At 40.0% G+C, this 24,064-nt stretch carries 24 protein-coding genes and 1 riboswitch; of the genes, 10 read left to right on the top strand and 14 right to left on the bottom strand.

Features of this window, described 5'->3' with window-relative positions; translation table 11 throughout:
- Positions 1–6: 6 nt before the first annotated feature.
- Genes HOP08_02765 through HOP08_02740 form a run of 6 tightly spaced genes read right to left on the bottom strand, consistent with a single transcriptional unit; the run spans position 7 to position 5,708 of the window.
- The gene (locus HOP08_02765) at positions 7–1,092 is read right to left on the bottom strand and encodes an AMP-binding protein (GenBank protein ID NOT73823.1); all 1,086 of its coding nucleotides are present in this window, start codon (positions 1,090–1,092) and stop codon (positions 7–9) included.
- Complete coding sequence (locus HOP08_02760; GenBank protein NOT73822.1) at positions 1,089–1,571, bottom strand: DNA-binding protein; 483 nt, start codon at positions 1,569–1,571, stop codon at positions 1,089–1,091. The genes HOP08_02765 and HOP08_02760 overlap by 4 nt, the downstream gene beginning before the upstream one ends.
- Positions 1,572–1,573: 2 nt before the next feature.
- Positions 1,574–2,398, bottom strand: a complete 825-nt coding sequence (gene menB / locus HOP08_02755; GenBank protein ID NOT73821.1) for a 1,4-dihydroxy-2-naphthoyl-CoA synthase — start codon at positions 2,396–2,398, stop codon at positions 1,574–1,576.
- A gap of 5 nt (positions 2,399–2,403) precedes the next feature.
- Positions 2,404–4,074: a 2-succinyl-5-enolpyruvyl-6-hydroxy-3-cyclohexene-1-carboxylic-acid synthase gene (gene menD, locus HOP08_02750; GenBank protein ID NOT73820.1), complete on the bottom strand. Its 1,671-nt coding sequence runs from the start codon at positions 4,072–4,074 to the stop codon at positions 2,404–2,406.
- A 22-nt stretch (positions 4,075–4,096) separates the two neighbouring features.
- Entirely contained in the window at positions 4,097–5,272 is a 1,176-nt protein-coding gene (locus HOP08_02745; protein ID NOT73819.1) for a chorismate-binding protein, read from the bottom strand.
- Positions 5,273–5,279: 7 nt separating this feature from the next.
- Positions 5,280–5,708 carry a hotdog fold thioesterase gene (locus tag HOP08_02740; GenBank protein NOT73818.1) on the bottom strand — a complete coding sequence of 143 codons (429 nt, stop codon included), beginning with the start codon at positions 5,706–5,708 and terminating at the stop codon, positions 5,280–5,282.
- Positions 5,709–5,786: 78 nt separating this feature from the next.
- Between HOP08_02740 and HOP08_02735 the strand changes: the two genes are divergently transcribed.
- On the top strand, positions 5,787–6,449 hold the full coding sequence (locus HOP08_02735) for a histidine phosphatase family protein (protein ID NOT73817.1): 663 nt from the start codon (positions 5,787–5,789) through the stop codon (positions 6,447–6,449).
- Here HOP08_02735 and HOP08_02730 read toward each other — a convergent pair whose 3' ends face one another.
- The 3 genes from HOP08_02730 to HOP08_02720 are packed head-to-tail and all read right to left on the bottom strand — an operon-like array spanning position 6,450 to position 9,831.
- Positions 6,450–7,883 (bottom strand): tetratricopeptide repeat protein, encoded by a 1,434-nt coding sequence (locus HOP08_02730; GenBank protein NOT73816.1) that lies wholly within the window; start codon positions 7,881–7,883, stop codon positions 6,450–6,452. It lies immediately after the preceding gene.
- 52 nt (positions 7,884–7,935) lie between these two features.
- Positions 7,936–8,727, bottom strand: a complete 792-nt coding sequence (locus HOP08_02725) for a hypothetical protein (protein ID NOT73815.1) — start codon at positions 8,725–8,727, stop codon at positions 7,936–7,938.
- Between the two features lie 3 nt (positions 8,728–8,730).
- Positions 8,731–9,831 carry a Nif3-like dinuclear metal center hexameric protein gene (locus HOP08_02720; protein NOT73814.1) on the bottom strand — a complete coding sequence of 367 codons (1,101 nt, stop codon included), beginning with the start codon at positions 9,829–9,831 and terminating at the stop codon, positions 8,731–8,733.
- A gap of 42 nt (positions 9,832–9,873) precedes the next feature.
- Here HOP08_02720 and lpxK point away from each other — a divergent pair, with 42 nt between their 5' ends.
- Positions 9,874–10,926, top strand: a complete 1,053-nt coding sequence (gene lpxK / locus HOP08_02715) for a tetraacyldisaccharide 4'-kinase (GenBank protein ID NOT73813.1) — start codon at positions 9,874–9,876, stop codon at positions 10,924–10,926.
- A gap of 17 nt (positions 10,927–10,943) precedes the next feature.
- Positions 10,944–12,854, top strand: a complete 1,911-nt coding sequence (locus HOP08_02710) for a hypothetical protein (protein ID NOT73812.1) — start codon at positions 10,944–10,946, stop codon at positions 12,852–12,854.
- Here the strand turns inward: HOP08_02710 and HOP08_02705 are convergent, their stop codons facing one another.
- The gene (locus tag HOP08_02705; GenBank protein NOT73811.1) at positions 12,855–14,126 is read right to left on the bottom strand and encodes an asparagine synthetase B; all 1,272 of its coding nucleotides are present in this window, start codon (positions 14,124–14,126) and stop codon (positions 12,855–12,857) included.
- Between the two features lie 89 nt (positions 14,127–14,215).
- Here HOP08_02705 and HOP08_02700 point away from each other — a divergent pair, with 89 nt between their 5' ends.
- Entirely contained in the window at positions 14,216–15,439 is a 1,224-nt protein-coding gene (locus tag HOP08_02700) for an FtsX-like permease family protein (protein NOT73810.1), read from the top strand.
- A gap of 219 nt (positions 15,440–15,658) precedes the next feature.
- On the top strand, positions 15,659–15,829 hold the full coding sequence (locus tag HOP08_02695) for a hypothetical protein (GenBank protein NOT73809.1): 171 nt from the start codon (positions 15,659–15,661) through the stop codon (positions 15,827–15,829).
- An 18-nt stretch (positions 15,830–15,847) separates the two neighbouring features.
- Here HOP08_02695 and HOP08_02690 read toward each other — a convergent pair whose 3' ends face one another.
- Positions 15,848–16,231 carry a hypothetical protein gene (locus HOP08_02690; protein NOT73808.1) on the bottom strand — a complete coding sequence of 128 codons (384 nt, stop codon included), beginning with the start codon at positions 16,229–16,231 and terminating at the stop codon, positions 15,848–15,850.
- Positions 16,232–16,241: 10 nt separating this feature from the next.
- Positions 16,242–16,610 (bottom strand): hypothetical protein, encoded by a 369-nt coding sequence (locus HOP08_02685; GenBank protein ID NOT73807.1) that lies wholly within the window; start codon positions 16,608–16,610, stop codon positions 16,242–16,244.
- A gap of 379 nt (positions 16,611–16,989) precedes the next feature.
- On the opposite strand from HOP08_02685, the gene HOP08_02680 reads away from it, so the two are divergent.
- Positions 16,990–17,571 (top strand): hypothetical protein, encoded by a 582-nt coding sequence (locus HOP08_02680; protein ID NOT73806.1) that lies wholly within the window; start codon positions 16,990–16,992, stop codon positions 17,569–17,571.
- A 6-nt stretch (positions 17,572–17,577) separates the two neighbouring features.
- The gene (locus tag HOP08_02675; protein ID NOT73805.1) at positions 17,578–18,225 is read left to right on the top strand and encodes an SGNH/GDSL hydrolase family protein; all 648 of its coding nucleotides are present in this window, start codon (positions 17,578–17,580) and stop codon (positions 18,223–18,225) included.
- Here the strand turns inward: HOP08_02675 and HOP08_02670 are convergent.
- Positions 18,222–18,839, bottom strand: a complete 618-nt coding sequence (locus HOP08_02670) for an arylesterase (protein NOT73804.1) — start codon at positions 18,837–18,839, stop codon at positions 18,222–18,224. The genes HOP08_02675 and HOP08_02670 overlap by 4 nt on opposite strands.
- 70 nt (positions 18,840–18,909) lie before the next feature.
- Between HOP08_02670 and HOP08_02665 the strand changes: the two genes are divergently transcribed.
- Both HOP08_02665 and HOP08_02660 read left to right on the top strand, forming a co-directional pair.
- Positions 18,910–19,602, top strand: coding sequence for an ABC transporter ATP-binding protein (locus tag HOP08_02665; GenBank protein ID NOT73803.1), 693 nt, complete (start codon positions 18,910–18,912; stop codon positions 19,600–19,602).
- Positions 19,599–22,166, top strand: coding sequence for an FtsX-like permease family protein (locus HOP08_02660; GenBank protein ID NOT73802.1), 2,568 nt, complete (start codon positions 19,599–19,601; stop codon positions 22,164–22,166). The genes HOP08_02665 and HOP08_02660 overlap by 4 nt, the downstream gene beginning before the upstream one ends.
- Before the next feature lie 47 nt (positions 22,167–22,213).
- On the opposite strand, the gene HOP08_02655 is transcribed toward HOP08_02660, so the two are convergent.
- Entirely contained in the window at positions 22,214–23,374 is a 1,161-nt protein-coding gene (locus HOP08_02655; protein NOT73801.1) for a PLP-dependent transferase, read from the bottom strand.
- Positions 23,375–23,482: 108 nt separating this feature from the next.
- Positions 23,483–23,594: riboswitch (SAM riboswitch) on the bottom strand.
- 110 nt (positions 23,595–23,704) lie between these two features.
- Here HOP08_02655 and HOP08_02650 point away from each other — a divergent pair.
- Entirely contained in the window at positions 23,705–24,064 is a 360-nt protein-coding gene (locus tag HOP08_02650; protein NOT73800.1) for a hypothetical protein, read from the top strand.

The following is a 24,064-nucleotide window of genomic DNA, read 5'->3' as shown; positions in this document are numbered from 1 at the left end:
TGAATTTTATTTTGAATGTTGGATCGCATTGATGGTAGCAATGCGGTCAATTTTTTGTGTCAGTGTTTCCACGAAACGCTCAATTGAAAGTACTGATTTAGGGATTTCGTACCTTTTCAAATAAAGCTCCAGGGTGCTTTTTATTTTTTGAGTAGTCTCCTGGTCGGGTGATGGTCCTTCCATTACAAGGGCTACATGCTCACCGAGTTTTGTATCAGAAACACCTGAGACAAAGAATCTATGATTAATATTTAATTCATGGAAGACGATTTCTAACGCTCTTTCAATTTTTTCAGGATGAACTTTTACTCCCCCAGTATTAATAACCTGATCGTAGCGCCCGATCCATTGAAATTTATCTTTGTCCAGTAATGTAACGATGTCATTCGTTGTGATAGGATCTTTCCCAAGATGATCTGCCTGAATAACAAGGCATTCCCGATCATCTACTGAAATTTTGATGCCTGGTAAAACCTTGAAAAAATCCTGTCGATCAGCTCCATTAAGCTTTTGCAATGCGATATGGGTAATGGTCTCAGTCATTCCATAAGTTGCATAGAAATTAGTATTGAATTGCTGGAGTGATTGGATTGTTTCGTACCGTAAAGTGGCTCCCCCTATGATAATTGTTTTGACAGAATTGAGATTCTTATAATCTTCTTCAAGAATAGTCATCAATTGATAAGGTACCAAAGCAACGAAGTCGATTGGTTGATCAATATTTATCAAGGGATTCGCAGAAGGTGATGTGATAATCATATTCATTTCTGTCACCAAGCTCCTGATAACCATTAAAGCCCCGGCAATGAATGTTGCATCCAGACAAACAAGAGAAGTGAATTCTTTTTGGAGATGAATAGCCTGTTCAGTAAGCTTGGCGCTCTGAATAAGTTGATTTCGGGCAAAAGTAATTTTTTTTGGAATTCCGGTAGACCCGGATGTATGAAACTCAAAAACAGACTGATTACTCAGCCATGCTTTACATAATGCAATTACTTTTTTTTCCTGATCAGTTACTGTTTCAGTATTGATAGTGCTGAGATCAGAAAGAGTTATCCATTGATCTCCAATCCTGATCTTTGACTTTATCATTTTTGTTTTGACCTTGGCTTAATTACTAATTCGCTATAGCCGTAGGTAATATCTTTTTCTTTGGTAAATTCCACCTCAGTTAATTCCACTATGATTATCTCCAGAGTAGTGTAAATAAGATTATCCTCCATCAGGTGTCCACCGGTTGTTATTCCTGTGCTATCGGACACAGACAAGTGAATGTGTGAAGAAGTGTCAGAGAATGTTCCTGTTAGTGATACGATTTCAAAATGGCCTTTTTTCTTTTGAGCAGATTCCTGATTTGCGAATCTTATATTTAACTGCTCAAGACTTCCCACTGCTGATACGATGCAGCCTGCTTTGATTTTAGAGTCTTTCGCAAACTTCAGAATGGATTTCTTGATATCTTCATGAGGACCAAGTCTAAAGGCAAAATATTTACCGTTACTGGAAACAACCTGTGGCATTGATTTTAGGGAGATCAGTAGAAAAAAGATAAGGACTAAGTAAGTCTTCATAATTAAGGAAACTTAGGAAACTTTGAAAAGTCAGGTTCACGCTTTTCCAGGAATGAATTCTTACCTTCTTTGGCTTCATCACTTAAATAGTAAAGTAAAGTAGCATTGCCTGCCAGTTCTTGTATGCCCGCTTGACCATCAAGCTCTGCATTGAAAGAACTTTTCAACATTCGAATAGCCAAAGGACTTTTCCTTAGAATTTTTCTGGCCCATTCAACATATGTCTCTTCAAGTTTATCTAATGGAACAACCTTGTTCACAAGTCCCATTTCGATTGCCTCCTGAGCGTTGTATTGATCGCAGAGATACCAGATTTCCCTTGCCTTTTTTTGTCCAACAATTCTTGCCAGATAGGACGCGCCAAAACCTCCATCAAAACTTCCAACTTTTGGGCCAGTTTGACCAAATTTTGCGTTTTCTGCCGCTATTGTAAGATCACAAACAACATGAAGAACATGCCCACCTCCAATTGCCCAGCCAGCTACCGCAGCGATGACAGGTTTTGAAATAGATCGGATGATCTTTTGAAGATCGAGCACGTTTAATCTTGGAACGGTATCAGTTCCTACATAACCGCCATGTCCTCTCACGCTTTGATCTCCACCACTGCAGAATGCCTGACCGCCTTCACCTGTCAGTATAATAACGCCAACATCACTGTCTTCCCTACAGACATACATTGCATCGATCATTTCATGAACGGTCAATGGAGTAAAGGCATTATGTACCTGCGGACGATTAATGCTGATCCGCGCAATGCCTTCAAACTTATGTAATAAAATTTCTTTATACTCCTTAACCGGCTTCCAATCGTAGTTGAGTTTCATAATATTTATTTTAACTGCTTTTTAAAATCTTCAAATATTTCCTTGTTGATGGATTGAGAAGAGATAATCTCAAGTATCCTGACTTTTCCATTTGACTTAAAAAAATCCTTCATATCAACTGTAGGCCCGTCATAAGAAAATCCAAATTCTGAAGCCAATGATTTAGCATTCAATTTTTGTTGGGTAATAAAAAATTCATCTTTCTCAGGTAGTGATGATGGGCCGTCAATCAGGTTGAAAATGATTCCACCTTCATTGTTCAATACAATAACAAAAAGGTTCGGCAATGCATAATTATGCCAGAAAGCATTTCTATCATAGAAAAATGCAAGATCTCCCGTGATTAATACATTTGGAATATCTTTTGCAATAGCATGGCCAACTGCGGTACTGGAGCAACCATCAATCCCACTAGTTCCTCGATTTGAGAAGACATTTACATCAGTCTTAATATTCGTTAAGCCAATATGATTTGCATAACGAATAGTCATGCTGTTGGCAAGATGAAGATTACATGAAGGTAAAGATTCTAGAATTTTCTTGACGAGTTGAAATTCCCCATCATGCTTTTGCTCAAAGAAGTTTTTGATTTTTATTCGAATCCTATCTTCTGCGTTTAACCATTTCTTTTCAAAGTCTGGATCGACTTTTGAAACATTCATCTTTGTCAATGAATTAAAGAATGAAATGGGTGACAGGGGTATGATTCGCGTGAGGCATTGAAAAGTATCAGCCACATCTCCAGATTCCTGAATATGCCAATGTTGTTTAGGCTGAAATTTTCTTAGGAATAATTTTAAATTTTTAGAGATAAGCGATTTTCCAAAAGTGATTAGAACATCAGGCTGAATCTGTTTTTTTTCATCTTCGGAAAGAGCTGCAAGAAAGGTATCTGTGTGTCCGCAGAAAAAGGGCAGGGGATGAAGATTGCTAAGAATATCACCGACGATTGGTAAATGATAAGAATCATGAAACTTTGTAAGCGTTTCGCAAAGTTCTTTATCAGAAGAATTCTGTCCCGAAACAATAAGTACTTTTTTATTCAGAAGCTGCTCTTCAATCAGTTTCCAATCTTTTTGTGAAAGTGTTGGAGATGGAATTAGTGAATCAATGATTCTAACTTCTTTTGTGGTAATTTTTGAGGCATCAGATGGATAAAGAGGTTCGTGGAAAGGTGCGTTAATTTGAACAGGACCTTTTAATCCGGACTGAGAAAAATTGATGGCCTCATTGAGGATACGATTTGCATGCCATTCGGAATCTGTATGCAGGTAATCTTGTGGAAGCTCATAATATTTTTTTACATGAGCACCATATAACTCCTTTTGCCGGATAGTTTGTCCGTCTAATTGGTCAATCCATTCTTTTGGTCGATCCGCTGTAATAACAATCAATGGAATTTGCTGAAAGAATGCTTCTGCAACAGCGGGAGAGAAGTTATAGGCAGCAGACCCTGAGGTGCATACCAGCACGACTGGAAAATCATTCTCCTGAGCGATGCCAAGGGCAATAAATGCTGCGCTACGCTCGTCACTGATCGTAAGACATTTTATTTTTTTATTTCTTGCAAAGGCGATGGTGAACGGTGCACTTCTTGAACCTGGACAAAGCACAGCGTGACGAATGCCCTTTAAAGCACAAAGTTCAACGAGATGATATAAGATATTTTCGTTCACGTTTGATTCTTCTTTCTAAGAATTACTTTCCGACGATCTTTCCAAGGGTATTCATTTTCATTTCTGTTTCTCTCCATTCTTTCTCCGGATCGGAATCTGCCATGACACCAGCGCCGGCGTACAGCGTTGCTTCATTCGCAAAGAGCTGCATACATCTTAGATTAACATAAACACTGGTTTCATTGTTGATATTTACTGGTCCAAGGTAGCCACTGTAAAATTCCCGGTCATATCCTTCATTTTCTTTCAAAAATTTTAATGAATTCTCAAGTGGCATTCCGCATACCGCAGAAGTAGGATGAAGAAGTTTTAACATGGTCGATCCGAGTAGCGGAAAATTGGTCGCTATCATGTCAACCGTGAAATCTGTTTTAAGATGAAGAACATTTCCAGCAACGATTGTTTTGGGGCCATGCTCATCGTATTCACGTAGCCTGATTTTCTTAAAGCAACTTATGATGTAACGTTCCACCAAAGCCTGCTCTTCAATCTCTTTTTGATTCCAGCTAATGGATCTCAAATCCATTCCTTCAAGATAAGGCTGAGTTCCGGCGATAGCTGCGGTATAAAAATGCTGATCGTTTTTGATGCCCACCAGCATTTCCGGGGTGGCTCCGATCCATGTTCCGGTGATGGGACTGGAGAAGATGGAAACCATCGCATAGGGATATAGTTCACAGAGAAGATTGAACGTGTGAATAAAGTTAAATCCTTCCGGAAGCTCAACAGTCTTGAACCGCGAAGGCACAACTTTTTCAAAAGTACCTTTTCCGATCTCTTCAATACATTTAGCAACCAGTTGGTGATAGTGATCCTCTTTTGTTATCGACGAGGGTTTTTTTGTATTGAGATAGGGGATGGAATTAGATTTTTTATCATTTCTTCTTTTAATGATCTCTTCTGTTTTATTTCCTTTGGATATGATGATCTGATCCGATTCGAAGCTATAGAGCTCATCCGCCGCCAAGTGTATTTTTTCTTTGGAAGGATCGAATGGTGAAAATAAAAAACCAGGTGCAATCTCCTCAATACTAATTTCACTGAGTAATTGAGGCTTATCGGTTGCGGCCAGATAAATGGTACTGGAATGTGGGCAACGCCAGAGTGAAAAGGAAAAATTACTTTCAATATATATTGAAATTGCCGCGACAATAAATTCACGCGCAGAGATATCAAGAGTACTATTAACCTTCTCCATTCTACTATTATCTCCTATCAATGACAGCCATTGTGATTCGACTAACACAAACAAGCTCATTTTGCTCGTTTGTAATTTTTATTTCCCAGACTTGAGTGCGGGATCCGACATGAATTGGTCTTGTAACGCCCGTTACAAATCCGCTCTTCACACTTTTCAAATGGTTTGCGTTAATTTCAAGTCCTACACAGTATTTATTCTTATCATCCAAGCTGCACATAGCAGCGACACTTCCGAGAGATTCCGCCAGTGCAACAGAGGCTCCACCGTGTAACAATCCAAAGGGCTGGTGAGTTCTGTGATCCACAGGCATTTTTGCTTCTATAAAATCCTCTCCGATTTTAGTCACAACAATTCCAAGGTGTTCCAACATCGTATTCTTGGAGAATGAGTTTAATTGCTCTACTGTTACGCTTGGGTTAAATATTGATTTCATAGGATGGCGAATTATGTTCCGACTCTGATTCTTTTATCTTTGCGGCCTGTTTGTAAGGCACGGCCAAATTAAAGCAAATTGACCTCTCAAAAAATTTATTTAATACGTCACGGTCAAACTGATTTTAACCTGCGGGGAATAGTTCAGGGGAGTGGAGTGGATGCTTCTTTAAACGAGAAGGGAAGGCTTCAAGCGCAGAGTTTTTTCGATTTTTACCGCTCAGTTCCATTTAACAGGATATACGTTTCAAAACTGAAAAGAAGCAGGGAATCTGTGGCTTCATTCATTGATCTAGGGATTCCTTTTGAAGAACACGCAGAACTTAATGAGATTAGTTGGGGAAACCGGGAAGGTCAGAAAATCACTCCCGAAGAAGATGCCTATTACCATTGGATATTGAAGCAGTGGCAGGAAGGTAAAACCTCAATCCCAATAGAAGGGGGGGATAGCCCTGATGCCGTGGCAATCCGTCAGCGGCCATTTGTCGATTTATTGAGAACACGCAAGCATCAGGACAACACAATACTGATTTGTATGCATGGAAGAGCGATGCGAATTCTTCTTTGTCAACTCCTAAATTATCCATTAGGTTCTATGGATATGTTTGAGCATCAGAATTTGGGACTCTACCTGCTTCAATTTAATGGAGATCAGTTCACGGTTGATCTTTACAATAATACAGATCACTTTACTCAACTGAGCCCTACTCAGGAAGTGAAAATTCTAAGTCCTGAAAAATAACTAGTTCTTAAGGGATTCAAGAGCTGACTTGGCCTTGCTATCAATGCCATTTTTGTATTCATACCGCTTATAGCTGAGGGCCTTCTCATAGTATTTCTTTGCAGAAGCAAGATCACCCTGTGCCTGACTGATATAACCAAGCTGAAGTGCAGCGTTGGGTGCAAAGTACCATGGTTGTGTCCCGGTCATATCAATGGTCTGTTGATAAAACAATTTCGCAGCGGATAGTTCATGGGTTTTATGAGACAACCTTCCTTTACGGTAATAAAATTCAGTTGCATCTTTAGAATTAGGTAAGTCAGCAGGAGTAATTGTCTTCAGAACTTCTTTAGCTTCCTTATAATATCCTCCATCAGTATAGAACCTTGCTTTGAGAATCTTAACATTAGGGAGGACTGACTCTTCCAACATGGCAGCTGCGTATTTATCAGGATCGGAAGAAGCCTTACCTGTTTTTTTGGCAATATCAAAGTTCTTTTGAGCGTTTACCAAATTTCCGGATATGTAATAGCTAAGGCCAATTTTATAATAGGAATCTTTACGATAGCTCTGACTCTTATAGTTTTTTAAAAACTTCTGGTAGGAAAGTATTGCAAGATTGTAATCTCCTCTTTCCATTAATGCTTCAGCTCTCAGATATTCGATGTAGTCCATTGATAATCCCTGAGGCTTCGAATCCAATGAAGTCATTAGCTTTAAAGCTTCCTCACTTTGAGAATCTTTCATTAGCATATTGATTGCCAGAAAGTGTAAGAGCCTACTATCAGGTTCTTTTAATAGAGATTCTTGAAATCCCTTTGCCGCCTCACCGTACTGCTGATTGATAAAACCTTTGATCGTAAAGAACAGAATGTTTGCCTCCTGGCTAAGGGAGGATTTAGATAGTCTTAATTCTTCAAGGTGCTTTTGTCCGACTTTTACGGATCCTTTCATTCCAAGAAGACTCATAAACCACTGGTACTTGTCAGGTACTGAGCCTACCATTACCTGGATTACGCCATATGTTTTTTTGATTGGGATAAAATTGGGATACTTCTTGATGCATTCCTGCGTCGACTGATATGCCTGACGGATGGCAAGGACGGCATTCAATTCTTGTCCAAGATTGAGAAGATTAAATCCTCGCTGGAGATTAAGTTCTGCTTTAAGAAACAACGTTTCAGCTGTTTCAGGAGCTTTTGAGATTATATCGATCCTCTCCTTAAAGCCCTCATTGATTTTGTCAAATCGCTTTTCATCCTCAGTAATGAGCATATCTGCGGTTTCAAGAAAGCTCTGGAGGTATAACTTATGGTATTCGTTAACATTTTTCAGTTGACGAAGTTCTGTATAAGCTTGTTCCGTTTGGAGATTGAGAATCAGCTTGTAGATCTTGTCAAGAGCTGGATCGAATTGCCAGATATTGTCCACGGCAAGAGCGGGCCCTGCGGACATAAAAAAAAAGCAGACGATTGCGGCTGCCTTTTTATAATATTTAATGATGCGATTAGCCAACTTTCTTAGCGCGTCTGGCAGGTGCGGCCTTTTTAGGCTTTACTTCTTCCTCCATAGACTCCATATCTACGTCAGCTAATATGCGACCAGAATGCTCATCAATTACAATCTTTTTCTTCTCACGGATTTCTGCGATCTTTTGAGGAGGGATGATGATGTTACATCCTTCCGCTGCTCCACGTACAACTCGTACTACGGCTAAACCATTTGAAAGATTTACGCGAAGACGCTCGTAGTATTTTAAGAATTTGTCTTCAATCTTTTTCGCAGCCTTCTCACGATCAGTCAAAAGTTTCTTCTCTTCTTCCTGACTTTCACTTGAGATTTCATCGAGTTCTTTCTTCTTGTTGTCAAGATCATCACTTCGATCCTTAATAAGGGTTTCTATTTTGGTGATCTCGGACTTCTTATCTTCAATTTTATCTCTGGATTCCTTAATACGTTTTTCGCAGATCTGAACTTCTAATTCCTGAAGCTCAATTTCTTTTGTGATGGCATCAAACTCGCGGTTGTTCTTTACGTTTTTTTGCTGCTCGTTATATTTCTTGACAAGCTTTTCAGCTTCTTTTATTCCTTCCTTATTCTTCTTGATGGCATCTTCTACTTCTTTCTGATCTGCCTCAAAACGTGTCAATCTAACCTTGTACCCTTCAATTTCGTCTTCCAGATCCTGAACTTCGTCGGGAAGGTCTCCTCTCAATTTGCGGAGTTGATCAAGTTTTGTGTCAATGGACTGTAGCTTTACGAGGGCTTCTAACTTCTGTGTAATTGTCTGATTTTCCATTATTTACAGGTAACTTATTGGATTGGTGACAGTATTTGAAAAATTGATCGCAAAAGTAGTAAATTTTTTACTCAAAACCTCCCTAAATAGCTCTTTAGTAAACTGCTCACTTTCATAATGACCGATGTCTGCTATCATAATTTTGCCCTCTGCGTCAAAAAACTCATGGTATTTGAAGTCAGAAGAAATGAATGTGTCCGCGCCTTGCCGGATGGCTTCATCCAGCAGAAAACTACCCGCGCCCCCGCATACCGCGACCTTCTTTACCGGACGATCCGGTGCTGTATGGCGCAACATTGAAACATTCATCTGTTTTTTTAAACGATTAAGAAATGCTATTGGTTCAGATGCCTCCGCTAATTCTCCAATAAGTCCTGATCCGACATCCTGATCTTCATTTTCAATCTTCGTCACATAGAATGCGACTTCTTCATAGGGATGTGATTTTTTTAATGCTCTAAGAATTTGCTTCTCGAGATGAGAAGCGAAAACCATTTCAATACGGTCTTCTTCAACCTTTTCCGAAACCCCTGACTTACCTATAAAGGGAGATGCTTTTTCATTCGGTTCAAATTTTCCAATGCCTGAAACTTCAAAGCTGCAGTTTTTATAGTTCCCGATTTGACCAGCACCCTCTGCGTGCAATGCCCTCGTAACATTTTCCACATGAGCCTTTGGAACAAAAGTCACCAACTTTGATAGTATGCCTCGCTTTGGTAAAAGAACCCTCGTATTTTCTAAGCCGATTCTTTCGGCAATTTTCTTATTGACTCCTGTGTGAATATTATCCATATTAGTATGCATCGCATAGAGCGCAATATCATTTTTGATTGCTTTGATCAAGGTCCTCTCCACATAAGTCCGACCAGTAATTTTTTTTAATCCTTTAAACAGGATCGGGTGATGGGCAATGATCAAATTGCAATTTGACTGAATAGCTTCTTCAACGACCGCTTCTGTGCAGTCCAGGGTAACAATAATGCCAGAAATCTTTGCGTTCAAGTCTCCGGTAAGCAAGCCAGAGTTGTCATAAGCCTCCTGATAGGCAGTGGGAGCCAATGATTCTAAATAAGCGATTACATCCTTTATCTTTGCGGCTTCCATGTATTTCGGTTTTGTTCAAATTTATAGAATTGGGGCCAAGTGATGATCAAAATATTAAAACTCCTGTTGTATCCCTTTGCGGCCCTCTATAATCTGGCAACAAGGATCAGGAATTACCTGTACGACATAGGTCACAAACCTTCCTTTCAATTTGATACTACAGTGATTGTTGTAGGAAATCTCAACGTTGGAGGTTCTGGAAAGACTCCGATGGTTGAGTATTTAATTCAATTGCTAAGAAAGACAAATAAACTCGCCACACTAAGCCGAGGCTATAAACGTGATACACAAGGTTATCGAGCTGCAGAAAATATAGACACTGCACGTTCGATTGGGGATGAGCCATTTCAGCTTTTTAGAAAATTTGGTAATGAAGTTAAAGTCGTAGTAGGAGAGGATCGGGTATTTGCAATTCCAAATATGCTTCAGGAATTTCCTGAGACCAATGTTATTCTTCTGGACGACGCTTTGCAAAACAGATCAATAAAACCTCAGTTATCTATTCTTGTTACTGAGTGTTCTCACCCTTTCTATGAGGATTTCGTAATGCCTTTTGGCAGGTTGAGAGAAGCGCGTTCAGGAGCAAAGCGTTCTGATATCATTGTTGTTACAAAATGCAAGGAAAATATTTCTCAACAGGAGACTACAAGCATTCAACATAAGATACAGCAATATACAGGTCCAAAGCCAGTCTTCTTTTCAGGAATTCGATACAAGGATCCGGAACCTATTGGTAGCCAAAATTCGATCAGTAAGAATGTAATTCTGGTAACAGGAATTGCGAAGACTGGTCCCCTTAAAGAATTTTGTATCTCCAACTATAAACTGTTAAAGCATTTTAATTACACAGATCATCATCCTTACTCTCTAAAGGATATGAAAGAAATTGAAACTTTTTGTAAAAGTCTTAAGGAAACCTTTTCAATACTTACCACTGAAAAAGATATGGTGAAATTGCTTTCACCGGAATTTAAACCCTATTTAGAGATGTTGCCTTGGTTTTATTTGCCCATTGAACAGTTTTTCATAGAAGATGGACTGAAATTTGATGAACTGGTCGTGCAAGCAGTAAAAGCTACTGCAGAAACTAATTGAGTCGTTTATCTTTGTCCGTGATTCTGCTTCGAATTTTAGTCATAATAGCTGTTTTTACTAGCTTTTCAGCCAATGCTCAACGGCAGAAAAAGCCTGTCAAGCAACGCATTGGCTCTTCGATAGTTGATGATTCCACTAAGAATGTCTACGGTCCGCAAACCACTCTATGGACAACAGAAAAGGATCTATTTGAGAACCGACCCAACTATCGGGTACTCGACACTGCGGTTAATAATTATCATCGATGGACCTATGTGCAGAGGTTCAATAATTTTTACAAGGACCTTGGTCCAATGGGAACAGCGTTGTCCTCAATCTTTCCTCAGGTTCCAGGTATCTCAGGTGCCATTTCAGGCTTCACTGCTTACGAACCATATTATAATTCTGAAGAACCTCATTATTTTAATACAAAGTCTCCCTATACAAGAATGTATGTTGTATGGGGAGGAAATGGTAGAGCGATGACACGTGTTGAGTTTAGTAGAAATATTAATCCGCGATGGAATGTTGGCTTTAACTATCGTCCTATTCTTGTGGAAAAGCAAATCCAAAGAAGAAGAAACGGAGATTACCAAACCATCAGTCACTACTATGACTTTTACACTACCTACAAATCAAAGAATGATCGCTATGCTTTGCTTTTTAACTATAGAAGAATCAGACATCGTGTTAATGAAAATGGGGGAGTCTATAACCCATCCGACACGTTGAAAAATTATTTTGATACAAATGCAAGACCAATCCTCGTAGCAGCTCAAAGTGAAGAATACAGAAGAAATATTCATTTATCACATCAATACCAATTAGCAGAACCTTTTCAGATCTATCACATTGCAGATTTTTCAATTCAGAGCAATGCCTATTCTGATCTGAAGGTAAGTGATCCGAATTCATTGTATGATAATATTGAAGTTGATGCAGACAGTGTAAAGGATCGTACAACATTCGCATCCATGCAACAGGAGGTTGGTATAAAAGGAAATGCTGGCAAGTTATTTTATAGCGCACATTACCGCTTTCGGAATTATGACTACTCCAATTGGTACCTCGATCCCTATGGTAATCACATAAAGGGAACTGAAAATTATCTGGGCGGAACCATGTCTCTCAGATTTGATTCTCTCTCTGTTATTTCAGGGTCCGCTGATTATATGCTGGAAGGGTACTATCGCCTGGAGGGGGAGATTCAAACTCCCTGGATTGAAGGTTCGTTCAAAACATCACTTTCCAAGCCATCACTGATGCAAACTATTTATCGAGGGAGCAAAGATTTATGGAGCAATTCTTTCGATAAAGTAAACTCGACAGAAGCCAAAGGTTATCTTAAATGGAATAGCAGTGATCTTCAATTATGGGTGGGAACCACTTTTACGGTTTTTAATAATTATATCTACTTTAAGCAAGCCACACCGATAGATACAACTGTCAGTAAGCAAACCGTATTGCCATATCAATCCTCCGGAACACAATCTACTTTTTCACCTGAGGTAAAGGCAAGTTTCAGATTTTTTAGAAATATGTTTATCCGACCTCAATTTGTTTATACAAGGATGCTGGCAAACGATCAGAATGTCTTTCAGATACCGGAACTCTTTATGAATGTTCAGTTGGCGTATGAGAATCATTTATTTAAAAGACATCTTCAGATTCAGGTGGGGACAGATTTTCATTGGAAATCATCCTATCAGGCACTGGGTTATGATCCAGCGATTCAGACATTCTATGTTCAGAGGGATGGAGCCAAATTGGTACCTGCTTTTCCTTTGGTAGACGTTTTCTTTACAGGAAAAATGCGAAGGGGTAGATTCTTCTTTAAGTATCACAACCTCGTTCAGGCCATTACGAAGGTTGGCTATTTACCAACACCAGGATATCCTGGACAGGGCAGCATTATCGACTTTGGATTTGATTTCCTCCTGTTTGACTAATCAGGTTTTCTGCTTTTTCTTTTTTGCTGCTGGGAATAAGACGTTGTTGAGGATCAGTCGAAATCCTGGTGAGTTAGGATGTAAATTCAGATCAGTGGGCTCTTCATATACTGTATGTTGATAATCCTCCGGGTCATGACCTCCATAGTAAGTCCAGAATCCTTTACCAAAAACTCCGTGTAAATATTTAGCTTCATTTATCTCCTTATTTTCACCCATGATAACAACATCAGATTTGATCAGATTCTTTTTGAATCCTGTTGTTTGCCCATAGAAGCCCCTGATAACCTTTGTATGACTTTGTGTGAGCATGGAAGGAATAGGATCCCATTTTGCCGAAAATTCAAAAACATTGAAGTAGTCGTTATCCTGCCGTACGCCTCTTTCATGAGCATTATTATCAATATCAGAGAACTCATATTGATAGGGATCTCTTACGAGGTGAAAATTTGTAAACGCTAATGTGTTATTAAAATTAAGTTTTTCCTGAGCTTGAGGATCAGATCCATCTCCATCATACATTCTTTCGCAGATGTCTGTACCTTCCGCTGCGACAGCAATATCAAACGTATCAGTAGCAGAACACATTGCAAATAAGAATCCGCCGCCACCAACGAACTCCTTTATTCTTTTAGCAACAGCAAGTTTCAACTGAGATACTTTTGGAAAGCCATGTTTGCGTGCCATGTCTTCTGCTTCCTTTTGGTTTTCGAGATACCAAGGCATGTTTTGAAATTGCCCATAGAATTTTCCATACTGACCTGTGAAATCTTCATGATGTAAATGCAGCCAATCATATTTTGTCAGGTCTCCATTCATCACTTCATCATCAAATACAACATCGTATGGAATCTCTGCATAACTTAATACTAAAGTTACCGCATCATCCCAGGGCTGCTTTGATTTTGGTGAATACACAGCAATCTTGGGATATTTCTCCAGCTTCATGATATCGTAATTGAGTGCCGGACTGGCAATCTCAGCGAGGATCTGATTGGCCTCAGCGTCTGAAATAACATCATAGCTCACTCCTCTGACAACCAATTCATTTTGTATCAGGGGGTGATACTTGCACATAAAACTTCCGCCACGATAATTCAGCAACCAGTCGACCTCCGTGTCTTTTTTCAGAACCCAATAGGCTATTCCATAGGCCTTTAGATGATCGGCCTGTTTAGTGTCCATGGGAATAAAAAGATAGTTTGCCCTGGCGGCAACTCCACAGATTAAAAAGCAAAACAAAAGCAGAAAGCGCATCGTTAAAGGTACCATTGTTCAGGGAATAATATTAATAGAAACTCTCCTGATACAACGTAAAAGGAGGTATTTTTGTGCTGTATAACTGTTTTTTTCTATAACCTATGCTGGAAAATATAAGGGAAGGCCTCCGTTCGATTAAGGCCAACATGCTCCGTTCGATTCTAACCGCAGTCATTGTGACCTTTGGAATTACGGCATTAGTAGGCTCTCTCACAGCAGTGGATGGGATCGGATATACCCTCAACGAGAGCCTTGCATCCCTCGGTGCCAATACTTTTGACATCGGATCCAAGAGAAATCGCGGAGCAAGCCAGGCGGGTATTAAACAGAAGGTTTATAAGCCGCTTCAGATGAATGAAGCGCAACGTTTTATTGACCTATTTAAGGTTCCAGCGTACATCAGCCTTTCCGCTGACCTTACGGGAATCGCAGAGGTTAAGCATTTATCAAAAAAGACTAATCCGAACATCGCTGTCAATGGTATCAATGAAGACTACATGTATGTGAAGTCTCTCAATTTTGAGAAAGGAAGAAATTTTTCTCCACTCGAAATTCAATATGGTGCGAAGACTGTAATTCTGGGAAAAAAAGTATTCGATGCAATCTTTGACCCGAATGAGGATCCGCTTGGAAAAGAGGTGTCATTTAAAGGAACTCAATTCCGTGTTATTGGAGTACTCGTCGAGAAAGGAAATCTCGCTGAGGATAATTTTGATAATATGGTATTCATACCTGTGATCGTTGCCAATCAGATGGCTTCTGGTCGTGGACTTAGCTATGATATTACAGTAGCAGTCTCTGATGCAACGCAACTTGATCTCGCCATGGGAGAGGCTACCGGGCTAATGCGCTCCATTCGCAGAGATCAGATTGGAAAGCCGAATTCATTTGAATTGGATAAAAGTGATACACTATCCGAGCTCAATAATTTAATGAGCATCATTACCTGGGTCGGATTAGGTATAGGATTTGTAACGCTATTAGGGTCATCCATCGCTTTGATGAATATCATGTTGGTATCAGTAACAGAACGGACTCGTGAAGTAGGAGTGAGAAAAGCACTGGGAGCGACACCTGCAAAGATCCGTCAGCAATTTATCATTGAAGCCATCGTAGTCTGTCTGCTAGGCGGAATATTAGGAATTATCCTTGGGGTCATTGCGGGTAATGCTTTGGCGAAATTGATGAGCATGGCTTTTGTTCTTCCCTGGCTATGGATATTCGTTGGATTGGTAGTTTGTGTTGGAGTTGGATTGTTATCTGGATATTATCCTGCCAACAAAGCATCAAAGCTCGATCCGATAGAATCCTTACGTTTCGAATAATAGCAGAATAGAAATTGACGAAGATTGTTGCCGGATACCTCCAATGGTATCCATCGTCTAAATATTCCTATATTTTATCTAAATAATCCTATAGCCAAAATCGAATGATTCAGGCTATGGCAAAAGATTATGAAGATTTTGTCCTGTTTTCTGTAGTGTACTTTTGAATCCTATCTATTTTCTTTCATTCAAATTGCAGGCAACCAAATTTGCCTCAATATGTCAAAAGTTACACCTGTTCACAGCGTCAATCCTGGCTCACCCCAGGTTTATCATGATAATGATAAGTGTTCGGAAAGAAATAATCTTGAGCGTGATAATATCAGACCCGGGAAGGCGGGAAGACCATTATGTCCGCATTGCATTGCACTGGGAGTTCAGGGAAAATGACACAAGTGACAACAGAACTTAAGCCATCAGGTGATAAGAAGAAGAATTATTCAGCGTATTGAATGACCTTTTTTTCCACACCCCTGCCAGATAGAAATTTCTCTGTTCAGGATTTTGACTTAGTTTAATCTTCAATAAAAACCGAAGAAGATAATTCCAGGTAGGATAGGAGGAATCTCTTTTCAGAATTTCATTTAAAGTGGGCTCAATGACAAGTTCTCCATATCCTACAAAGAACTTTGGCTGGGCATCACCTGCCATATTTTCAAGGTATTTCTTAAATCCTTCCCGATAGGGCAAGGTATTTAAACTATAGACTTTTTCAAGATGCGTCCAGATTTTTTCCAGATCCGACCATTCGATTATACTTTCAATTTCTTTTGAATCAATTACGTTGTTCATAATATTTTTTTTATAATTCATTTCCTGTTGGTTCGTCTTCATAAACTTTAATGGCTGCATCGATCTGAGTATAAAATACTTCGTTTGTCAGTTGCGTGATCGTCTTCGTTTTTACCTGCTGAAGTACGTGATCAAAGATTGTGAGGTCGACATTTTTGGTTTTCAGATAATTAAGCCTGTCTTTTATTTCATCCAATTCTGCTTTAGTTGATTTCATGTTAAATCGATAATCCAGATAAGTAGGAAGGTCCCGGAGCAGGCGATTGATCAGAATCTCCTGATGCTGACTGAGGACTTCCCTGAGTTGTTCAAGCAGGACATCCGGATTGGAATCATCCAATTTTTTGAAACCCAGCAATGCTGATTTGATCGTTTTCACTGCTTTCTCTTTTGATTTACAGCAAACATACAATTACTAAATATATTAGCAAATAGTACTAATTAAATTAGTTAAAATTGCCGTTACAGCCCTAATTTGAAGGATATTTCCTGTAGCAAGTCCACTTTTTAGGTGGAATATTGCCACAATAGGCTATTGACAAGTTCTTTAATATGTTTCCGGAAGTTGACCACTTCATTAAATCCTGGAGAAGCATTTGTGAAACCATTATTTCAATCGGTGTAGAGTTTGTCATTAGCCACCCAGTCAGGGTGAAAATGACTCGGTTTTTAAGTTTTTTATCAATAAACATTAAGGATTGACTCCCCATTGTTTCAAAGTGTTAACACGTTTTTGTATGTTGGTAAAAATTTAGACCATGAAGAACCTACGACTAACCCACCTTCTCAGCATCTGTTTCATTCTTGGACTGTTGATCATTTCATCCTGTAAGAAGGACGATCCTGCTCCGCTAGGTGCTCAGGTGAATGCAAAATTCCTGGCTGGTGAAGCAGGGAAGAGCAAGAGTTGGAAGATGAGAGAGTTTACTTATAAAGTTGGTTCAGCGGCGGTTCAGACAGCATCTTTTAATGGATGTTTTACTGACAACGTCTATTCTTTTACAAACAATGCAGCTCAGGATTATGCAGCATCAGAAGGAACTTCAAAATGTGATACAGCCGATCCGGATGCTATTGAAAGCGGTACATGGGCATTCACATTAGATGGCCTAACTTTAAACATTGAAGTCGATAATTCCCAGACTCCAAATGGACTCTTTGCTTCAGCGATTTATTATTATGGAGATGCAAATGGTAATCTGACAGATGCCGGCAATGGAGGTATTGTGCCATACCCTGCGTTTGTCAAGAAGCTGGATGATAATAACATGATTCTTGAGTTTAACATTACTCAAGGCACTTCTACAATTGTATTCACATTAACCTTTACTCCTGCATAAGGTTAAATGAGGGCTTTTATTTTAGGGGTCATCATTTTATTAAATGTTCAGGTAAGCTATTCTCAAGTGAGTAAAAAATTTCTGGCTCTAGGTGATTCTTATACCATCGGAGAAAGTGTTTCTGAAAGCGATCGGTGGCCTGAACAACTGGCAAAAGTCCTCCAATCCAAAGGTGAAAAAATTGAAAGACCTCATATCATTGGGGTCACAGGATGGCGCACCGATCAATTAAAAAAGGCAATTGAGGAAGCTCATTTAAAAAATGAATACGGACTCGTATCTCTTCTAATTGGAGTTAATAATCAATATCAGAATAAGTCAGTAGAAAGCTATATTCCGGAATTTGAAGAGCTTCTTCAAATGGCAATAACCCTGGCAGGTGGTAAAAAGGAAAACGTGTTTGTGGTTTCCATCCCTGATTATGGTTATACTCTTTTTGGAAAACCAAGACAACCGGAAATCACAAAAGCCATTGATCTCTACAATGACGCAAATCGCTCCATCACAAAAAAATTAGGTGTTAAGTATGTCAATATAACAGACCTTACTCGTCAGGGTCTTGACAAACCTGAGTATGTAGCAGGCGATGGTCTGCACCCTTCAGGAATCATGTATTCTCTCTGGGTGGAAAGAATACTGTCCGTTATTCGCTAGTTGTTCACAACAAGCGGAGAGATTACCTCAACGAGATGTTTTGCAACAATCTTGTGTCCTTCCGCATTAGGATGAATCCCATCTGCCTGATTTAATTTTTCTATTCCACCCACATCCTGAAGCAGAAAAGGGATGAGTGTTGCATCGTTTTTCTTAGCAATGTCTTTGAACAGATTTTGAAAAGAGGTTGCATAATCTTTCCCCATATTGGGAGGTACCATCATTCCGGCAAGAACTATTTTACAGTCAGGATATTTTTTTTTGACTTTGTCAATGATTGATTGAAGATTGGATTTGGTCTGATCAATCGGAAGACCTCTTAACCCATCATTTCCGCCAAGTTCAAGGACAAACACATGGATCGGTTGCCGCAAGATCCAGTCGACTCTCGCCAATCCTCCGGCTGTAGTTTCTCCACTTAGTCCGGCATTCACCACTTTGACGCTGACCCCGTTTTTGATCATTGATTTTTCCACCAGCGCAGGAAACGCTTCTTCAGGTGAGAGGCCGTACCCCGCAGAAAGGCTGTCTCCAAAAAAAAGCACCACTTTTAAAGAAGAAGATGTCTGAAATAGCAAGGCTGTCACAATAAAGAGAAATATCTTACCGACCATAGGAGAAGCGATTGCGTTTAAAACAATTTTAGGTAATTAACGATTTATTTCACGATCCGACTGACGTTATATGGCAGAAATACTTTTATCCGTAGAGAATCTCACCAAAGCTTATCCTTCAGGGGAAAAGGATCTGGTAGTTCTTAGCGACGTATCATTCAAGGTGGAGCAAGGATCGCGCCTGGCTTTGATCGGCCCTTCAGGGAGCGGCAAAACCACGTTATTGGGCCTGTGCGCTGGTCTGGATGTACCAACCAGCGGTGCAGTCTCTCTCATGGGATTTAAACTCAACTCAATGAGCGAGGACGATCGGGCTTATCTTAGAAATCAGTTTACGGGATTTGTATTTCAAAACTTTCAACTTCTGTCAACTCTCACTGCCCTGGAGAATGTTATGGTGCCGCTTGAGCTAAGAGGTGAGCGCAATATTGAACCACGTGCAATTGAATTGTTAAAAAGAGTTGGTTTGGGTGATCGGCTTCATCATTTTCCTTCACAGCTTTCGGGAGGTGAGCAGCAAAGAGTGGCGATTGCAAGAGCCTTCATCACGTCACCAAAAATTCTGTTTGCAGATGAACCAACCGGAAATCTCGACGAAGAAAACGCTAAGCAGGTAATCGATCTTTTGTTTGGAATCAATGGGGAAGAGAAGACAACTCTTGTCCTTGTTACGCATAATCTTGAACTGGCCCAGAAAACGGATTGGATCCTTCAAATGAAGGGAGGAAAAATTGTTGAGGAAAGACGATTGGTAACGTCATGATCGAATACCTCATTAAAATCAAGCGCGATGTTCGGCCGTTCTGGCGTGACTCATGGGTTTGGGTGATGGCCTGGCGCGATGCAAGAAATAATTTCTCAAGATTGTTTCTGCTTGTAGCTTCCCTCATAACGGGAATTGCAGCCGTTGTATCTATTGGCTCTCTCAATTATTCATTGCAGGATTCACTGGACCAGAATGCCAAGGAACTTCTTGGTGCTGATTTGGTCATCAGTAGCAACCGAAAATTTGAAAAAGAAATCCTTACCACCCTTGATACAGCACATCTGACAACCGCAGGAGATGCTGAGATGGCATCCATGGTGATGTTCATGAATACACGTCAGTCAAGATTGGTAAAACTGACGGCATTGCACGGTGATTTTCCTTTTTATGGAAAGCTTGAAACGCAACCATCCAATGCGTATGAACTAATGAAGACAGGAAGTTATGCGATGCTTGATGAGTCGCTTGCCCGTCAATATGAGATAAGTTCTGATGATTCTGTTAAGATCGGAACCCGGATATTTAAAGTAGCTGGGGTTGTTACCAGGATACCTGGAGGAGGAGCGTTGACTTCCACATTAGCGCCATCCGTATACATTCAAACGGAAGCTCTGGATTCAACGGGGCTTGTTCAATTTGGAAGTCGGGTAAGCTACAGATTGTTTGTTAAAACTTCTTCAAACAAGGAAACTGAAGAAACGATTGAAGCTATCAGGCCTATCGTAAAGAAATCCGGATATTCATTTGAAACAGTTGAAAGAAGAAAGGAAGGGTTGGGAAGAAGTTTCAGGTCAGTTTATCAATTCTTCTCATTGCTGGCTTTTATAGCCTTAATCCTTGGATGTATTGGTGTTGCCAGTTCTGTTCACATTTATGCTCAGGAAAAACGTAGTGAGGTGGCGTTGCTCCGTTGTATTGGATCCTCCGGATGGCAAGCTTTCAATATTTATTTTATTCAGGTTGTTACTCTTGGGATAATCGGAAGTGTAATAGGTTCAGCACTGGGCGCCGCCATTCAGAAGATCATTCCGATTGTATTCAAAAATTTTATTCCTGTTGAACTTGCATTTGCGATTTCATGGGAAGCGGTGGCGGAAGGACTTATTCTTGGAGTTGTGGTTTCTGTTCTGTTTGCTATTCTTCCTCTTAGCTCAATCCGTTTTGTGCCGCCTCTTGCAGTGCTGAGATCACCATCCTCTCCTTTAAAGGTTTTTTCAAAACTAAGAGCTGTTGCCATTGCTTTGATTGTATTGTTTCCGGTAATCGCAGCTTCTTATCAGACAAATAGTATTAAAACGGGTGTCGTATTTTCAGCAGCCATTGCTCTTGCGCTTGGACTTCTGACATTAGTTGCGATCGGATTACTAAAATTGGTGAGAAGATTTTTTCCTAAGAAAGCAAGTTTTGTATTTCGTCATGCACTTTCAAATCTGTTCCGTCCTAACAATCAGACTCGTGTTTTAATGGTTACAATTGGCCTTGGAGGATTTATTATTGCCACGTTGAATATCGTTCAACATAGTTTGCTCGGACAGGTTGAATTCACTGGCAATAGGAATCAATCGAATACGATCCTTTTTGATATCCAACCGTCCCAAAAGGAGGGGATATTAAAGCTGATTGATGATCATCATCTGCCCTTGAATCAAATGGTGCCAATTATTACCTGTAGGATCCAGGAAATAAAAGGAAAGAGTGTCGCACAGCTTCAAAAAGATACTGTGAATAAGACACCAGGTTGGGCGTTGACCCGTGAGTATCGTGTTACATATCGTGATTCACTTCATCGTTCTGAAGAAATACTGAAAGGAGAGATTCAGTCTTACAAGCCTGGACAGAGAGATTCAGTCTGGGTGACGATCTCAGAAGGAATGCAGGAGTCTTTGAATGTAGATGTGAATGACTCTTTGGTATTTGATATCCAGGGCGTTCCGCTGCGAGCTAGGATCAGTGGTATTAGAAAAGTAGAATGGCCAAAAGACCCGCCTAATTTCATTTTCGTTTTCCCGAAAGGAGTTATTGATAATGCCCCTCAAATCTGGGTGGCAACTACGAAAGTTGGGGATTCAAATTCCGCGAACAGGTTTCAGCAGGAATTGGTAATGAGCTTCCCAAATGTGTCCCTTATTGATTTGCGATTGATATTGAGCACAGTAGAGAATTTGTTCAGCAAGATCAGTGTGGTCATTCGGTTCCTGGCATTGTTCAGCGTCATTACAGGATTGGTTGTGCTCGCGGGTGCGGTCGTGAATAGCAAGTTTGTGCGTATAAAAGAGAATGTTTTGTTAAGGACCATTGGTGCCAGAACTCAACAGATCATGCGGATTACTCTTATTGAGTATGCCTATCTAGGCTTGTTCTCAGCCCTTACCGGAATGATCCTTTCATTGGCAGGAGGATGGGCACTTTGCAAATTCTTCTTTGAAGTAAAACTTGGAGTATCATGGATAGATCTCATAATCGTCGGTGTGGCAGTGATGGTTTTAACTGTTTTTATTGGATGGTTCAATTCCCGCAGAATTATTTCTACCCCACCTTTGCAGATATTACGAAAAGAATAATAAAATGCCAGTTATAAGATACTAATCTATAACTGGCATTATAAAATTCAGAAGACGCTCTCCGTTTGTAAAACCCGGGATGCCGCTGTAAGGTCATCAATAAGATCATCCACATCTTCAAGGCCTACCGACAATCTAAGAAGACCTTCGCTAAGACCGAAATCAGCATGACGATCTTTAGGAATGGAAGCATGAGTCATGGTAACAGGATGAGCGACAAGACTTTTTACTCCTCCAAGGCTTTCAGCAAGCTTGAATAGTTTGGATGATTTTGTAAATCTTTTAACTGCATCCAGAGTTCCTTCTTTTAATGTGAAGGAAACAATGCCTCCAAAATATTTTTGTTGGCGAACTGCTATATCATGACCTTGATGAGATAGTAATCCCGGATAAAATACCTTTTCCACCCAAGGTTGACCTTGTAAATACCGGGCGATGGCAAGAGCGTTGGATGAGTGCTGCTTATAGCGCAAGTCGAGCGTTTCAAGCCCGCGGATGAGCAGCCAGCTTTCAATAGGACTGAGTACGGCACCGCTGGCATTTTGGATGAAGAGAATTTCTTCTCCTAGCTTTTTGGTTGAAGTAACCACCAGGCCAGAGATCACATCACTGTGGCCTCCAATGTACTTAGTCGCACTGTGCACAACAATATCGGCCCCTAATTCTATGGGCTTTTGAGCGATAGGAGAACAGAAAGTATTATCGACACACAGGAGAATGTCATTCGCTTTTGAGATTTCTGATATAACCCGGATATCAACAATTTTAAGAGAAGGGTTGGAAGGAGTTTCAACCCAGATCAATTTAGTATTAGGCTGAATAGCTTCGATAATCTCTTCCTGATTTTGAAGGTCAATAAAACTCACGCTCACCCCGAATTTTTTAAAGATGGTTGTAAGCAATCGATACGTCCCGCCATAAATGTCATTACCGGCAATGACATGATCTCCTGCCTTTAATAGTTTGAGGACCGCGTCAATAGCAGCCATGCCACTCGCAAAGGCGGCTCCGGTAGTTCCCTTTTCATACTTGGCGATAAGATCTTCAAGCACTTTCCGTGTCGGATTACCAGAGCGCGTGTAATCATAACCCTGATGAACTCCAGGTTCGCTGTGAACAAAAGTTGTGGTTTGATAAATTGGTACAGAGATAGCACCTGTTAATTCATCTACCGGAATACTGTGAATGATTTCTGTGTTAAGTGACATGTTTTTTCGTTTAGTGTTTTGAGTTTTTCGCTCATTGAGCAGCACTTAACAAAAAAGATCAGAGTTAATCTGAAGAAGGGTAGAGGTTCTATAAAATAGAATCTCTCTCACTCATCTTTCTCTCCAAACCTAAGTTCGGAAAGCTGGATTTGGCACCTGAAATAGTGTTTCGGTTGCCAAGGCTTCATAGGGCCAGTCCCTCTGCCTTTCTTGATAAGTTAGTGTTACAAAGAACGATCTGATGCAAAATTAAAAAGGTTTTTGAATTAATCAATAAAGTCTATGGATTTAGTAGAATTAATTACAATCTTTGAAAGAAAAATTGATTCTATGACCCGAAACCAAAATGCAGCGGTACTGACACTCGATAGCCCGATAGCCCGATTTTCTGTAAGTGATGCCAATCCTAACGTTCATTGGCTAAAGGAAGGAGCCAACTATTTCGGAAGGGCAGCTTCAAATACTATCGTTTATCCTGGAGGAGAGGTGGCTTTATTTGCAGGAATTTTATTCCTCAATGAAGATAAGGTTTTAATGCGGGTGGCTGCAGGTCAAAAAATTCTTCACGATAATAAAGCCGTTGATAATATTGTCATCTATGCAGAGCATACTCCGCTGATTCTTGAATACGCTTCATTCAAATTCAAGATTCTTCGTAAAGGAGATCGATACGCTCTTTCTATTTTTTAA

Source organism: Cyclobacteriaceae bacterium (assembly GCA_013141055.1).
Taxonomy (GTDB): domain Bacteria; phylum Bacteroidota; class Bacteroidia; order Cytophagales; family Cyclobacteriaceae; genus ELB16-189.
The sequence above is the reverse complement of the archived record's forward strand: the minus strand, read 5'-3'. Positions and strand labels throughout refer to the sequence as shown.

Coding starts and splice junctions, on each gene's coding strand:
- HOP08_02765 (NOT73823.1), bottom strand. CDS start 1,092: ATGATAAAGTCAAAGATCAGGATTGGAGATCAATGGATAACTCTTTCT.
- HOP08_02760 (NOT73822.1), bottom strand. CDS start 1,571: ATGAAGACTTACTTAGTCCTTATCTTTTTTCTACTGATCTCCCTAAAA.
- menB (NOT73821.1), bottom strand. CDS start 2,398: ATGAAACTCAACTACGATTGGAAGCCGGTTAAGGAGTATAAAGAAATT.
- HOP08_02745 (NOT73819.1), bottom strand. CDS start 5,272: ATGGAGAAGGTTAATAGTACTCTTGATATCTCTGCGCGTGAATTTATT.
- HOP08_02740 (NOT73818.1), bottom strand. CDS start 5,708: ATGAAATCAATATTTAACCCAAGCGTAACAGTAGAGCAATTAAACTCA.
- HOP08_02730 (NOT73816.1), bottom strand. CDS start 7,883: ATGTCCGCAGGGCCCGCTCTTGCCGTGGACAATATCTGGCAATTCGAT.
- HOP08_02725 (NOT73815.1), bottom strand. CDS start 8,727: ATGGAAAATCAGACAATTACACAGAAGTTAGAAGCCCTCGTAAAGCTA.
- HOP08_02720 (NOT73814.1), bottom strand. CDS start 9,831: ATGGAAGCCGCAAAGATAAAGGATGTAATCGCTTATTTAGAATCATTG.
- lpxK (NOT73813.1), top strand. CDS start 9,874: ATGATCAAAATATTAAAACTCCTGTTGTATCCCTTTGCGGCCCTCTAT.
- HOP08_02705 (NOT73811.1), bottom strand. CDS start 14,126: ATGGTACCTTTAACGATGCGCTTTCTGCTTTTGTTTTGCTTTTTAATC.
- HOP08_02700 (NOT73810.1), top strand. CDS start 14,216: ATGCTGGAAAATATAAGGGAAGGCCTCCGTTCGATTAAGGCCAACATG.
- HOP08_02695 (NOT73809.1), top strand. CDS start 15,659: ATGTCAAAAGTTACACCTGTTCACAGCGTCAATCCTGGCTCACCCCAG.
- HOP08_02690 (NOT73808.1), bottom strand. CDS start 16,231: ATGAACAACGTAATTGATTCAAAAGAAATTGAAAGTATAATCGAATGG.
- HOP08_02680 (NOT73806.1), top strand. CDS start 16,990: ATGAAGAACCTACGACTAACCCACCTTCTCAGCATCTGTTTCATTCTT.
- HOP08_02675 (NOT73805.1), top strand. CDS start 17,578: ATGAGGGCTTTTATTTTAGGGGTCATCATTTTATTAAATGTTCAGGTA.
- HOP08_02670 (NOT73804.1), bottom strand. CDS start 18,839: ATGGTCGGTAAGATATTTCTCTTTATTGTGACAGCCTTGCTATTTCAG.
- HOP08_02665 (NOT73803.1), top strand. CDS start 18,910: ATGGCAGAAATACTTTTATCCGTAGAGAATCTCACCAAAGCTTATCCT.
- HOP08_02660 (NOT73802.1), top strand. CDS start 19,599: ATGATCGAATACCTCATTAAAATCAAGCGCGATGTTCGGCCGTTCTGG.
- HOP08_02655 (NOT73801.1), bottom strand. CDS start 23,374: ATGTCACTTAACACAGAAATCATTCACAGTATTCCGGTAGATGAATTA.
- HOP08_02650 (NOT73800.1), top strand. CDS start 23,705: ATGACCCGAAACCAAAATGCAGCGGTACTGACACTCGATAGCCCGATA.